Below are 14,156 nucleotides of genomic sequence, written 5' to 3'. Positions count from 1 at the left end.
GCTTTTCAGACGGCCTGATTGCCATGCAAGATCCTTACGCTTATCTGGAAGATTTGTCTTCCCCCGCCACTGCGCATTTTGCTGCCGGGGCGCACGCCGAAACGCTGGCGCGGTTTTGCGCCGATGAGGCGTTTGCCGCGCTGGCGGCCGACATCACCGCCCAGCTGCAAGACGAGCGCCAGATTCCGTTTTGCCAGGAGCACCGCGGGCGCATGTATCATTTTTATCAAAACGCACAATATCCGAAAGGCGTTTACCGCGTGTGTTCGGCGGCGTCTTACCGCGCCGGCATGCCCGATTGGCAGGTGTTGTTTGCGGTGGCCGATTTTGATGAAGTGTTGGGCGACGATGTGTATCTCGACGGCGTGTCGCATTATGTGGAAGCCCCGCATCAGGCGTTGCTCACGCTCAGCAGCGCCGGTGCCGATGCGGCTTACACGGTGGAATTCGATTTAAACGCCGGCGCGATTGTGGCGGGCGGCTTTCATTTTCCCGCCGGCAAAAACCACATCGCCTGGCGCGATGAAAACAGCGTGTGGGTGTGCCCCGCGTGGGACGAGCGCCAGCTCACGCGCTCGGGCTATCCGCGCCAAGTGTGGCTGATGCAGCGCGGCCAAAGTTTTGAAGAAGCGTTGCCGGTGCATCAAATGGATGCCGGGGGCGTGATGGTGAACGCATGGCGCTATCTCGATGCCCAAGGCGCGCCGATTGATTTGATTGAAGCGGCCGACGGCTTTTTCAGCAAAGATTATTTATATGTGTCGCCCGAAGGGGAAACAGGCCGTCTGAAGCTGCCGCGCGATTGCGAAGTGGCGGGCTATCTGGCCGGGCAATTGATGCTGCAACTGCGCAGCGATTGGGTGCGCGCCAATCAAAGCTATCCGGCAGGTTCGCTGGTGGCGGTGAAGCTCAACAAGGGCGAGCTTGGCGCGGCGCATTTATTGTTTGCACCCAACGACACGCAGGCGCTCGAAAGCGTGGAAACCACCAAGCGCTTTGTGGTGGCGAATATTTTGGATAACGTTTCCGGCCGCCTGCTCGCTTGGCGTTTTTCAGACGGCCTGTGGCAGCAGCAAAGCCTGCCCGCGCTGCCGCAAGGCGCACTCGAGCTAACCGATCAGCCCTGGGGCGGCGATGTGGTTTATGTGGGCGCCAGCGATTTCACCACGCCGCTCACCCTGTTTGCGCTCGATTTGAATGTGATGGAGCTCACCGTGTTGCGCCGCCAGCCCAAGCAGTTTGATGCAGGCGGCATCAAGGTGCAGCAGCTTCACGCGCAATCTTCAGACGGCGTGTCGATTCCTTATTACCATGTCGGCAAGCAAACCGCGCCCGACACGCCCACGCTGGTGTATGTGTATGGCGGCTTCGGCATGCCCGAATTGCCGCATTATCTGGGCACTATCGGGCGCCATTGGCTGGCGCAAGGCCATGCTTTCGTGCTCGCCAACGTGCGCGGCGGCGGCGAATTCGGTCCCGCCTGGCATCAGGCGGCACAAGGCGTAAACAAACACAAAAGTGTGGATGATTTGCTGGCGGTGGTGCACGATTTGGCCGCGCGCGGCCTGAGCGCACCGGCGCATATCGGCCTGCAAGGCGGCAGCAACGGCGGCTTGGTGGCGGCATCGGCTTTTGTGCGCGCGCCGCAAAGCATGGGCGCGCTGGTGTGTGAAGTACCGCTCACCGATATGCTTAATTATGCACAGCTCTCGGCCGGTGCGAGCTGGATAGAAGAATACGGCGACCCTGAAAACCCCGCCGAGCGCGAAAGCCTGGCTGCTTTGTCGCCTTATCACCGGCTTTCAGACGGCCAAAAATACCCGCCCGCGCTCATCACCACCAGCTTCTCCGACGACCGCGTGCACCCGGCGCACGCGCTCAAGTTTTACGCCAAATTGCGCCGAATCAGCCCGCAAAGCTGGCTTTATGCGCCCGCAGAAGGCGGCCACAGCGGCAACGGCACGCAAGCGCAAACCGCCGCCGAATTGGCCTGCGTGTTGCAGTTTTTAAACGGATTTTTGCGCTGAAGCGCTTCAAACGGCCGTCTGAAGCGCCGCAAGCAGCTTGGCTGATTTAAAGAATTGATATGTTTAAGAAAACGAAAAGCCGCTTGTGATACAAAATAAGCCTATGATAATATGCGCTGAAACTAAGCCTGCCTGCACACCGAGCAGCTTGCTTTTTTAGATGGAAAACTCTAAACTAATTCGGTACAATGCGCCGAAGCAAACTTTTGTAACCCGCCTGTGTGATTTTTAAACAAGGCATATAAGGACTGACCGACATGTCAAACATTGAACAACAAGTTAAAAAAATTGTTGCCGAACAACTGGGCGTAAATGAAGCCGAAGTGAAAAACGAATCTTCATTCCAAGACGATTTGGGCGCCGACTCTCTGGATACCGTTGAGCTGGTAATGGCTCTGGAAGAAGCGTTCGGTTGCGAAATTCCCGATGAAGAAGCTGAAAAAATCACCACCGTTCAGCTGGCTATCGATTACATCACAGCCCACAACGGTTAAACCGCGCCCACGCGCACCGATTCCGGCCTCTGCTGCGGGTTTGCCTGCCGACAGAGGCTTTTTCCCATCAGCGGCGACATTTTTCGCCGTCTGAATACACATGAGGGCGTTCAGACGGCCTGTAAAGCAAAGCCGTTTGCGCCCGTAAAGCGAGACAGTTATGAGTCAGAGAAGAGTGGTTATCACCGGCTTGGGCCAAGTGTCGCCCGTCGGTAACGATATCGACAGCGCATGGCGCAACCTGCTGGCCGGCCAAGGCGGCATCGGCACCATCACCCGTTTCGACGCCTCTGATCTGGCCTGCCAAATCGCAGGCGAAGTAAAAGATTTCGACATCGGCACCTACATCAGCCCCAAAGAAGCCCGCCGCATGGATGTGTTCATCCACTACGGTATCGCCGCCGCGCTGCAAGCCGTGGCCGATGCCGGGCTGGATGATGTGGAAGGCCTCGATAAAGACCGCGTGGGTGTGAACATCGGCTCCGGCATCGGCGGCCTGCCCAGCATCGAAGCCACCGGCGTGACCGTGCAAGAAGGCGGCCCGCGCAAAATCAACCCGTTTTTCATTCCCGGCTCGCTGATTAATCTGATTTCCGGCCATGTAACCATTCTCAAAGGTTATCGCGGCCCCAGCTACGGCATGGTTTCCGCCTGCACCACCGGCGCGCACGCCATCGGCGATTCTGCCCGCCTGATTAAATACGGCGATGCCGATGTGATGGTGGCCGGCGGTGCCGAAGGCGCGGTGTGCACCTTGGGCATGGGCGGTTTTGCCGCCATGAAAGCACTTTCCACCCGCAACGACGACCCCGCTACCGCCTCACGCCCGTGGGACAAGGGCCGCGACGGTTTTGTGATGGGCGAGGGTGCCGGCGTGGTGGTGCTGGAAGAATTGGAACACGCCAAAAAACGCGGTGCGAAAATCTACGCCGAGCTGGTGGGTTTCGGCATGAGCTCCGATGCCTACCACATCACCGCCCCCAATGTGGACGGCCCCGCCTTGGCCGTTACCCGTGCGCTGAAAGATGCCGGCCTGAACGCTGCCGATGTGGATTATGTCAACGCGCACGGCACTTCCACCCCGCTGGGCGATGCCAACGAAACCAATGCGCTGAAGCTGGCGCTGGGCGAAGAGCATGCCCGCAAAGTGGTGGTGAATTCCACCAAATCGATGACCGGCCATCTGCTCGGCGCCGCCGGCGGCGTGGAAGCGGTATACAGCATTTTGGCCGTACACCATCAAAAATCACCGCCCACCATCAATATTTTCGAGCAAGATATCGAGGGCGGCTGCGATTTGGATTATTGCGCCAACGAAGCGCGAGATGTGGCCATTGATGTGGCGATTTCCAATTCGTTCGGCTTTGGCGGCACCAACGGCACACTGGTGTTTAAGAAGTTTGAAGGCTGAGCCTGAAGCGGCAATAATCAAACAGGCCGTCTGAAACATTTTTCAGACGGCCTGTTTGATTGGGTGATGTCGATTTCTTATACCCATTCAAAAAAATAATATACAAACAGGCAGCCTGTAGGTCGGATTCTCGAATCCGACACTTGTTCGCAGAACAAGGCACGCACATCGCTTTGGCCGTTGGCCAAACGTCGGATTCAAGAATCCGACCTACGCAGATGATGCTGCCGAACTGCTTTTTATTTTGTAAGGTTATTTTTTTGAATTGGTATTAACCGACTTGCGTTGATTTTTTGATGCGCAATATCCATTCAAAAATAACCTTACTGTCTTGTCTCACTTTGCCGTGTTATCTGTGCTGGCGCAGGCTCGCCGCTTGGTAAGCTTACTTTTTTGAATGGGTATAAAAGCAAGGCCGTCTGAAACATTAACCGTTTAGACGGCCTTGTTGTTGAATGATACCAATCCAAAAAAATAACCTAACTTCGTTGGCTCGCCTTGCCGTACTATTTGTACTGTCTGCGGCTCGCCGCCTTGTTAGCTTACTTTTTTGAATTGGTATGAGAAAACGCGCGCGTGCCTTTTGTATGCAGATTGCACTTGGTAGAGTAGAGAACGGTAAACGGAAAAAGGCCGTCTGAAAGCTTGGAAAAGTGTCCCATCTTTCAGACGGCCTGTTGTGCTCAAGCCCTATCCGGCGGTTTAGCGGCGGCTTTGCTCGTAGATGGGCATCACTTCGGGCAGCATGCGGCGGATGGCGCTGATGCGGGCGTTGTTGGTGGGGTGTGATGAGGTGATGGCGTTGAGCGCGTTATTGTTGTCGCTCACGCTGTTCATTTTTTCCCATACGCTGATGGCCGCTTGCGGGTTGTAGCCGGCTTGGGCCATCAGGCGCACGCCCAAAAGGTCGGCTTCGGATTCTTGGCTGCGCGAGAAAGGCATGTTTACGCCGTATTCGCTCAGAATGTTGGCGCCCAGGTTGACGGTGTCGCTGCTCGCGCCGGTGGTGGATTGCAACACGGCGCCGCCGATGCTGGCGGCCAAGCCGGTGAGCGCTTGCTGGCCGACGGCTTTTTTGCTGTGTTCGCGCAGGGCATGCGCCATTTCGTGGCCGATTACGGCGGCGATTTCATCATCGCTCAGCTTGAGGCGGTCGACCATGCCGGTGTACATCGCCATTTTGCCGCCGGGCATGGCCCAGGCGTTGAGCTCGTTGGATTTGATTACGCTCATCTGCCATTGGAAGGGCACGCCGGTTTGGTTGGCTTGGTTGGCATAAGGCTTGAGGCGGTTGAACACGGTTTGAATGCGGCGCGAGGTTTGCGAGGTGGTGTCGAGCACGCGCTTGTCTTGCGCTTGCTGCACCACTTGGGTGTAGCTTTTGGCGGCGCTGGCGTTGAGGGTGGCGGTGTCGTAGCCCATCATATCGGCCACAGAGGTGCAGCCGGTGGCGGTCAAGGCGGCGGCGGTGAAGAGGGCGCTCAGGCGTAAGGTGCGGGTTTTCATGGTGGTTGGCTTCCCTTAAAGTATTCAATGAATGGAATTTACATGATGTTTTCAATTTGGTTCAACAGGCCGTCTGAAACAAAAAAGTTTCAGACGGCCTGTTGCATTACATTTGAATGGTGCCGTTTACGGTGATGCGGATTTCTTCGGTGCCCGGGTTGGTGGTTTCGGGCATGCCGCCCATGCTGTCGGCTTTGGCGGCGCGCATCATCATCGGAGCCGGGGCAGCGTATTCTGCGCTTTGGTTGCCGATTTGGCCGAGGTTGAGATGCACGATTTTATAACCGCGGAAACCCAAAGTTTGCACCAAAGTGTCGGCGCGCGCCTGGAAGCGTTTGAGCGCGGCTTTGCTCACTTCGTCGATGACCGCTTCGCGCTTTTTCTTGGATACGCTAAATTGGGTGTATTGCAGGGCGGCATCATTTTGCGCTTGGGCAATCAGCTGGTTGATGGCGGTGAAATCGGTGCTTTCCACGCGGATTTGGGCACTTTCCTGCCAGCCGATTTGGGTTTGTTTGCCGTTTTTATATTGGTAAAGCGGGTTGGCGCGGCGGCCTTGCAGCTCGCTCTTGAGCGCTTTGTTGGCGCTGATGTGGCGGGTGAGCTTGTTGTATTTCTGCATAAAGGCGCGGTTGACTTCGGCGCGGTCGCGGCCTTCTTGGTTGACTTCGAGGCCGATGATCATGGTGTCTTGCTGCACTTCGGCGCTGGCGCTCTCGGCAAATTCGATGACGTTGTAGTTGAGCGGCTCGGCCACGGCGGGCGCGGCGGCGGTAGCAGCGGCCAAGGCGGCCAGCAACAGGGCTTTTTTCGACATGGTGGGGCTTTCAAGTGGGTGGTAACGGCGCTTAATTTAGCATAATTCATTCAGGCCGTCTGAAAAGAAGGGTTAAGGGATTAGCAGCGTGCTTGGGCGGCGAAAAGGTGTGGCTGCCAAGCTGTAACGGAAGACAATTTTGATGGATTTTGTGCCGGCAAAAAGGCCGTCTGAATGCTTTCAGACGGCCTTTGCTTTGGCGGGGGAAAAGAGTTAGCTTTCCACAGGAATAATGCCGATTTTGGCCTGCCATTGTTTGGGTGCTACGGCGTGCACCGATAAGCCGCTGCTGTCGACGGCCACGGTGACGGGCATGTCTTTCACTTCGAATTCGTAAATCGCTTCCATGCCCAACTCGGGGAAGGCCACCACTTTGGCTTCTTTAATCGCTTTAGCCACGAGATAGGCGGAGCCGCCCACGGCCATCAGATACACGGCTTTGTTGTCGGCAATGGCCTGGCAGGCGGCTTCGCCGCGCTCGGATTTGCCGATCATGCCCAAAAGGCCGGTTTGCTCCAGCATCTGGCGGGTGAATTTGTCCATGCGGGTGGCGGTGGTGGGGCCGGCGGGGCCGACCACTTCATCGCGCACCGGGTCGACGGGGCCTACGTAGTAGATGATTTTGTCGGTGAAATCCACCGGCAGTTTTTCGCCTTTGTTGAGCATATCCACCATGCGTTTATGGGCGGCATCGCGGCCGGTGTAGATTTTGCCGTTTAACAGCAGCACATCGCCGGTTTTCCATTGCGCCACATCGGCTTTGCTGATTTCGTCTACATTCACGCGGATGCCGTTGTCGGGGCTATAGGTGATGTCGGGCCAGTCGTCGAGCGAGGGCGGGGTGAGTTTCACGGGGCCTGAGCCGTCGAGCTCGAATTCAACGTGGCGGGTGGCGGCGCAGTTGGGAATCATGGCCACGGGCTTGCCGGCAGCGTGGGTGGGGTAGTCGAGAATTTTCACATCGAGCACGGTGGTGAGGCCGCCCAAGCCTTGCGCGCCGATGCCCAGCGCGTTTACTTTTTCGTAAAGCTCCAAGCGCAGCGCTTCAACGGTGTTTAATTCGGCGCCGGATGCGGCTTTTTGCTGCAATTCTTGAATATCTACATGGCTCATCAGCGATTCTTTGGCCAAGAGCATGGCTTTTTCGGGTGTGCCGCCGATGCCGATGCCCAAAATGCCCGGCGGACACCAGCCCGCGCCCATGGTGGGGATGGTTTTCAGCACCCAATCAACGATGGAATCTGAAGGGTTGAGCATGGCGAGCTTGGATTTGTTTTCCGAGCCGCCGCCTTTGGCTGCACAGGTGACTTCCACTTTGTCGCCGGCCACGATTTCCATGTGGATGACGGCGGGGGTGTTGTCTTTGGTGTTGGTGCGTTTGCCGGCCGGATCGGCCAGCACGGATGCGCGCAAGGTGTTGTCGGGGTCGGTGTAGGCGCGGCGCACGCCTTCGTTCACCATTTCCTGCACGCTCATGGTGCTGTCCCACTGCACATTCATGCCCACTTTGAGAAACACGGTGGCAATGCCGGTGTCTTGGCAGATGGGGCGGTGGCCTTCGGCACACATGCGGCTGTTGACCAAAATCTGCGCCATGGCGTCTTTAGCGGCGGGATTTTCTTCTTTTTCCCAGGCTTGGGTGAGCGCTTGGATGTAGTCTACCGGATGGTAATAGCTGATAAATTGGAAAGCATCGGCAATGCTTTGAATGAAATCTTCTTGCTTGATCACAGTCATGGTGGGTTCCTTAGGTGGCGGCCGCTGCTTGGGCGGCCTGTTATCAAAATTTGTGGCGCTTATTTAAGCATGATTTTGCAGGGTTTGTATATGATTTGGCAGCGTGTTTGCCGGGTGTTTGATGATAAGCAAATAAACAGGCCGTCTGAAAAGGCGGGCAAAGCTTTAAAACGTTTGTTTTAATTTAAATAAACTTGCGTGGGCGCTGCTGTTTGGGTGGGTTTCGGCATGAGAAAAGCGCTTGAGTGCATGTGGAAGGCGCTTTGAAACAAAGATTTCGGGGTGATTTAGGTGCAAGTGATGATGGCGCTTCAGCATTGATTTTTGGTTTGATAATGCAGATAAATAGTAAATCTATAAAATAATCATCTAAAAATTTATTGTTGATGGCGCAAAAATAAATGGAAAAAATGGCTGCCGGTTTGGCGGTGAAAACAACTAAATGCAGAATATGCATATCGGAAAACGGGTTTGTTTGGTTGAAAATGAAATAAAACTTCATTCATATTGATTTAGCGCAAGCAAAAGTAGGAATGCATCTTGGAGGCCGCCAAGGCTTCACTTGCAATTCGCTGCATCCCAATAAGGAGTTTGCTATGAAAGAAGAATCCCAAGCGGCAACGCAACAAGGCTTGCCGACACTTTCCAAAAATATGATCTGGATGATCAGCTTCGGCTTTCTCGGCGTTCAGACGGCCTTTACGCTGCAAAGCTCGCAAATGAGCCGCATTTTCCAAACGCTGGGTGCCGACCCGCACAGCTTGGGCTGGTTTTTTATTCTGCCGCCGTTGGCCGGGCTTTTGGTGCAGCCGATTGTGGGCTATTACTCCGACCGCACCTGGGCACCGCGCTTGGGCGGCCGCCGGCTGCCTTATCTTTTATACGGCTCGTTGGTGGCGGTGATTGTGATGATTCTGATGCCCAATGCGGGCAGCTTCGGCTTCGGTTATGCCTCGCTCAATGCTTTGTTGTTTGGCGCGCTGATGATTGCCTTACTTGATGTGTCATCGAATATGGCGATGCAGCCCTTTAAGATGATGGTGGGCGATATGGTGAACGACAAGCAAAAAAGCTATGCTTATGGCATTCAGAGCTTTTTGTCGAACACTGGCGGGGTGATTGCGGCGATACTGCCTTTTGTGTTTGCCTATATCGGCCTGGCCAACACGGCGCCCAAAGGCGTGGTGCCGCAAACGGTGATTGTGTCGTTTTATGTGGGCGCGGCGATTTTGGTGATTACCAGCGCGCTGACCATCTTCAAGGTGAAAGAATACGACCCGGAAACCTATGCCCGCTATCACGGTATTGATGCGCGCGCCAATCATGAAAAGGTCAGTTGGATCGATCTTTTGAAACAAGCGCCCAAAGCGTTTTGGACGGTGGCTTTGGTGCAGTTTTTCTGCTGGTTTGCCTTTCAATATATGTGGACTTACTCGGCCGGCGCGATTGCGGAAAACGTGTGGCAAACCACCGATGCCTCTTCTTCGGGCTATCAGGCAGCGGGCAACTGGTATGGCGTGCTCGCGGCGGTGCAGTCGATTGCGGCGGTGGTGTGCTCTTATGTGCTGGCCAAAGTGCCGAACCAATACCACAAAGCGGGCTATTTCACGAGCCTGGCCTTGGGCGCATTGGGCTTTTTCTCGATTTTCTTCGTTACCGACCAATATGTGTTGGTGGGCTCTTACATTTTAATCGGCATCGCCTGGGCCGGCATTCTCACTTATCCGCTCACCATTGTAACCAACGCGCTTTCAGGCAAACATATGGGCACTTATTTGGGCTTGTTTAACGGCTCTATCTGCATTCCGCAGATTATCGCCTCGCTCTTGAGCTTCGGCCTTTACCCGCTTTTGGGCGGCCAGCAGGCCAATATGTTTTTAGCCGGCGGCATCGCGCTGCTGCTGGGCGCCTGCTCGGTGTTTTTCATCAAAGAAACACACCGTGAAACGCCAAGCGCATAAAGGGAGTCGGCATGAGCGCATGTGAGCAGGCTTTCGGTTTTTTCCAAGACCAAGCCGTCTGCAAATACATCTTAACCAATTCAAAAGGCAGCAGGGCGGGCATTTTGAATTTGGGCGGCATTATTCAGGAATTTTCCGTGTTGCAAAACGGCGGGCCGCACAATTTGGTGGTGCATTTTGATGATGCGCAAGGCTATATTGAAAACCCTTTTCAAATCAACAAACAAATCGGGCGCGTGGCCGGGCGCATTAAAGGCGCGGCGTTTGAAATCAACGGCCAAGCTTATCAGGTGGAAGCCAATGAGGGCAAAAACGCCCTGCATGGCGGCAGCAACGGGCTGAGCATGCAGCTTTTCGACGCCGCTTGGGTGAGCCGCAGTGAATTGGTGCTCTCCACCCGCCTGCAGCAGGTTTCAGACGGTTATCCGAATGATTTGGATGTAAGCATCCACTATCATTTGACCGACGACGACAGCCTGAAAATCACCTACCGCGCCACCGCGCTGGGCGACACCGTGTTTGACCCGACCATGCATATTTATTGGCGGCTGCCGCAAGGCTTGGCCGGCGCGCGGCTGGCAATACCCGACGGGCAGCACATGCAGCTTGATGCCGAGCGCCTGCCCACGGGCTTGAGCGATGGCGGCAATGCGCTGTTTGATTTTTCAGACGGCCAAGATCTTGCCCAAGCCGTGTCGGCCTTGCGCCGCAGCACCACGCAAAGCGGGTTTGACGAAGCTTATCGGGTGCGGCCGGATTTGGCAGCGCCCGTGGCCGTGCTGGATACGGGTGAGGGTTTTCGGGTGAATATTTTCAGCAACCGCAACGGCTTGGTGGTGTTTACCGCCGCGCCCAAAGAGCCCGCACAGCACGATGCCGGTGATTATGATGCGCTGGCCACCGAAGCCCAAACCTTGCCCGACAGCCTGCACCACCCCGAATTCGGCAACATCCGCCTCAACAAAGGCGAGTGCAAAGAAGCCGTGATTATTTACCAAATTGAAATGAATTAACGGAGACAAATTATGTATACGCGAATTATGGAAGTAGACCCGTGGGTGATTAAATCAACCACGCTGGATAAAACCCACAAGCGCCTGCAAGAGAGCCTCACCAGCCTGGGCAACGGCTATATGGGCGCGCGCGGCAGCTTTGAAGAGCGCTATTCGGCCGACAGCCACTTGGGCACTTATATCGCCGGCGTGTGGTTTCCCGATAAAACCCGCGTGGGTTGGTGGAAAAACGGCTATCCGAAATATTTCGGCAAAGCCATCAATGCCGTGAATTTCGGCAAAGTGGCGATTTTTGTCGACAATCAGGAAGTGGATTTGGCCGAAAACGAAGTGAGCGGTTTTTCGGTGGCCTTAGATATGCAAACCGGCGTGCTGCGGCGCACATTCACCGTGTTCGGCGTGCAGTTTTGCCTCACCAAATTCTTTTCGGTGGCGCAAAAAGAGCTGGCGCTGATGCGCTGGGATGTGGTGTCGGCCGATGGCAAAAGCCATCATGTGAAAATCGAATCGTTTATCGATGCCGATGTGAAAAACGAAGATGCCAATTATGAAGAAACATTTTGGCAGGTGTTAAACAAAAAAGCCTTTACCGGCGGCGCACACATTGCCGCGCAAACCGTGGCCAATCCCTTTGGCGTGCCGCAGTTTATCGTGAATGCGCAGCAAAGCTTTGCCGGCGATTTCACCGAAACCGCACACCGGCAAAGCGATTGGCAAGTGAGCAACACATTTGAAGCCGAAGTGGGCGAAGCGGTGAAATCGTTTGAAAAGCGGGTGGTCGTTACCACCAGCCGCGATTACGAGAATCTGGATGCGGTGGAAGCGGCCGGCCGTGCGCTGATTGCCGATATGGAGCAGACGGGCTTTGCCGATTTGCTGGCCGCGCACGAAAACGGCTGGCGCCAACGTTGGGCGATTGCCGATGTGGTGATCGAAGGCAACGATGCCGCCCAACAAGGCATACGCTTCAACCTTTTCCAACTTTTCTCAACTTATTACGGCGAAGATGCCCGCCTCAATATCGGCCCCAAAGGCTTTACCGGCGAAAAATACGGCGGTGCCACTTATTGGGACACCGAAGCCTATGCCGTGCCGCTTTATCTTTCGCTGGCCGAGCCGCAAGTTACCGAAAACCTGCTCAAATACCGGCACAACCAATTGCCGCAGGCGCAACACAACGCGCGCGAGCAAGGGCTGGCCGGCGCACTTTACCCGATGGTGACTTTTACCGGCATCGAATGCCACAACGAATGGGAAATCACGTTTGAAGAAATCCACCGCAACGGCGCGATAGCCTATGCGATTTACAACTACACCAACTACACCGGCGATGAAGGCTATCTGGCCGGCGAAGGCTTGGAAGTGTTGGTGGAAATCGCCCGTTTCTGGGCCGACCGCGTGCATTATTCCCAACGCCACGGCAAATACATGATTCACGGCGTGACCGGCCCCAACGAATACGAAAACAACATCAACAACAACTGGTATACCAACACCTTGGCCGCCTGGGTGCTCGGCTACACCAAAGCCGCACTCGATAAATACCCGCGCCCCGATTTGGGCATCTCGGAAGCTGAGCTGGATAAATGGGCGGATATCGTGGCCAATATGTATTATCCCTATGATGAAGTGCTGGATGTTTTCGTGCAGCACGACGGCTTTCTCGATAAAGACATCCGCCCGGTTTCCGCGCTCTCGCCCGACGATTTGCCGCTCAACCAAAAATGGTCGTGGGATAAAATTCTGCGCTCGCCCTTTATCAAGCAGGCCGATGTGCTGCAAGGGGTTTACTTCTTCGGCGACCGTTTCGATATCGACACCAAGCGGCGCAATTTCGATTTTTACGAGCCGATGACTGTGCACGAAAGCTCGCTTTCGGCCTCGGTGCACGCCATTTTGGCGGCAGAATTGGGTAAAGAAGAAAAAGCCGTGGAAATGTATGAGCGCACCGCGCGGCTTGATTTGGACAACTACAACAACGACACCGAAGACGGCCTGCACATCACCTCGATGACCGGCTCTTGGCTGGCGATTGTGCAGGGCTTTGCCCAAATGAAAACCTGGGGCGGCACCTTGAGCTTTGCGCCTTTCCTGCCGCAGGCATGGACGGCTTATGCGTTTCACATTAACTATCGCGGCCGCCTGCTGAAAGTGAGCGTGAATAAACAAGTGGAAATCGCCTTGCTCAAAGGCAGCCCGATTGCGCTGGAAGTGTATGGCGAGCCGGTGCAGCTCGAAAGCGTTTACACCACCGCCCTGAAAAAGCAAGGAGCCTGAACCATGACTTTTCAAGCAGTGTTATTCGATTTAGACGGCGTGATTACCGACACGGCGGAATACCATTACCGCGCCTGGAAAAAGCTGGCCGGCGAGCTGGGCATCGAGATCGACCGCAGCTTCAACGAGCAGCTCAAAGGCGTGTCGCGCGAAGATTCGCTCAAGCGCATACTGGCTTTCGGCGGCAAAGAGGGCGAAATCGGCGCAGAAGAATTTGCCCGCTTGGCCGAGCGCAAAAACGACAGCTATATTGAAATGATCGCCGCCATCACACCCGATGATGTGTTTCCCGGCATTTTGCCGCTTTTGGAAGCCTTGCAGGCGGCAGGCAAGAAAATCGCCTTGGCTTCGGCCAGCAAAAACGGGCCGTTTCTGCTTGAAAAAATGGGGCTGACACGTTTTTTCGGCGCCATTGCCGACCCCGGCGCCGTGGCGCATTCCAAGCCGGCACCCGATATTTTCCTGGCCGCCGCCAAGGGCGTAGGCACCAATATCCGCGCCTGCCTGGGCATTGAAGACGCGCTGGCCGGCGTGCAGGCGATTAAAGCCGCCGGCGCGCTGCCGGTGGGTGTAGGGCGCGCACAGGATTTGGGTGATGATATCGCCATTGTGGCCGGCACCGCCGAGCTCACGCTGGCTTATCTGGAAGAAGTGTGGCGCCAAGCGCAGCGCTGATGGTTTGCACGGCGCAAAAAGCCGCTGCCGCATCCCGTGGGTGCGGCAGCGGCTTTTTGCGCAATGGTGATGAGAGGCCGTCTGAAAGCGTGATATCAAATCAAAAAAATAAACCTTTATAAATATTGCAAGCAAAGGCCGTCTGATACCAATCCAAAAAAATAACCTAACTTCGTTGTCTCGCCTTGCCGTACTAGTTGTACTGTCTGCGGCTCGCCGCCTTGTTAGCTTACTTTTT

The 14,156-nt window shown here is 55.3% G+C and carries 11 protein-coding genes; 7 read left to right on the top strand and 4 right to left on the bottom strand.

Annotated features, from left to right (window positions below; all coding sequences use genetic code 11):
- The first annotated feature begins 23 nt into the window (after positions 1-23).
- The 3 genes from EV680_RS02255 to fabF all read left to right on the top strand — a co-directional run bounded on the left by EV680_RS02255 (position 24) and on the right by fabF (position 3,932).
- Positions 24-2,027, top strand: a complete 2,004-nt coding sequence (locus EV680_RS02255) for a prolyl oligopeptidase family serine peptidase (protein WP_424580106.1) — start codon at positions 24-26, stop codon at positions 2,025-2,027.
- A 257-nt stretch (positions 2,028-2,284) separates the two neighbouring features.
- The gene (acpP, locus tag EV680_RS02250; RefSeq protein ID WP_047759914.1) at positions 2,285-2,521 is read left to right on the top strand and encodes an acyl carrier protein; all 237 of its coding nucleotides are present in this window, start codon (positions 2,285-2,287) and stop codon (positions 2,519-2,521) included.
- Positions 2,522-2,681: 160 nt separating this feature from the next.
- Entirely contained in the window at positions 2,682-3,932 is a 1,251-nt protein-coding gene (fabF, locus tag EV680_RS02245) for a beta-ketoacyl-ACP synthase II (RefSeq protein ID WP_132952784.1), read from the top strand.
- Positions 3,933-4,634: 702 nt separating this feature from the next.
- Here fabF and EV680_RS02240 read toward each other — a convergent pair.
- The 4 genes from EV680_RS02240 to EV680_RS02225 all read right to left on the bottom strand — a co-directional run bounded on the left by EV680_RS02240 (position 4,635) and on the right by EV680_RS02225 (position 8,494).
- The gene (locus EV680_RS02240) at positions 4,635-5,438 is read right to left on the bottom strand and encodes a M48 family metallopeptidase (protein WP_132952782.1); all 804 of its coding nucleotides are present in this window, start codon (positions 5,436-5,438) and stop codon (positions 4,635-4,637) included.
- Positions 5,439-5,544: 106 nt separating this feature from the next.
- A complete protein-coding gene (locus tag EV680_RS02235; protein WP_132952780.1) occupies positions 5,545-6,255 on the bottom strand; it encodes an SIMPL domain-containing protein in 711 nt (236 codons plus the stop codon).
- Positions 6,256-6,468: 213 nt separating this feature from the next.
- Positions 6,469-7,992, bottom strand: a complete 1,524-nt coding sequence (locus EV680_RS02230; protein WP_132952778.1) for a fumarate hydratase — start codon at positions 7,990-7,992, stop codon at positions 6,469-6,471.
- A gap of 184 nt (positions 7,993-8,176) precedes the next feature.
- Positions 8,177-8,494 (bottom strand): hypothetical protein, encoded by a 318-nt coding sequence (locus EV680_RS02225; RefSeq protein WP_132952776.1) that lies wholly within the window; start codon positions 8,492-8,494, stop codon positions 8,177-8,179.
- Positions 8,495-8,588: 94 nt separating this feature from the next.
- Here EV680_RS02225 and EV680_RS02220 point away from each other — a divergent pair, with 94 nt between their 5' ends.
- From EV680_RS02220 to pgmB, 4 genes are read left to right on the top strand one after another with little or no spacing between them, the layout of a single operon-like run.
- A complete protein-coding gene (locus EV680_RS02220) occupies positions 8,589-9,953 on the top strand; it encodes an SLC45 family MFS transporter (protein ID WP_132952774.1) in 1,365 nt (454 codons plus the stop codon).
- Positions 9,954-9,964: 11 nt separating this feature from the next.
- Entirely contained in the window at positions 9,965-10,966 is a 1,002-nt protein-coding gene (locus EV680_RS02215) for an aldose epimerase family protein (RefSeq protein WP_132952772.1), read from the top strand.
- A 12-nt stretch (positions 10,967-10,978) separates the two neighbouring features.
- Positions 10,979-13,243, top strand: coding sequence for a glycoside hydrolase family 65 protein (locus tag EV680_RS02210; protein WP_132952770.1), 2,265 nt, complete (start codon positions 10,979-10,981; stop codon positions 13,241-13,243).
- Between the two features lie 3 nt (positions 13,244-13,246).
- On the top strand, positions 13,247-13,918 hold the full coding sequence (gene pgmB / locus EV680_RS02205) for a beta-phosphoglucomutase (RefSeq protein WP_132952768.1): 672 nt from the start codon (positions 13,247-13,249) through the stop codon (positions 13,916-13,918).
- Positions 13,919-14,156 lie beyond the last annotated feature (238 nt).

Origin of the sequence: Uruburuella suis, assembly GCF_004341385.1 — a bacterium.
In the GTDB taxonomy this organism is placed as follows: Bacteria; Pseudomonadota; Gammaproteobacteria; order Burkholderiales; family Neisseriaceae; genus Neisseria; species Neisseria suis.
The sequence above is the reverse complement of the archived record's forward strand: the minus strand, read 5'-3'. Positions and strand labels throughout refer to the sequence as shown.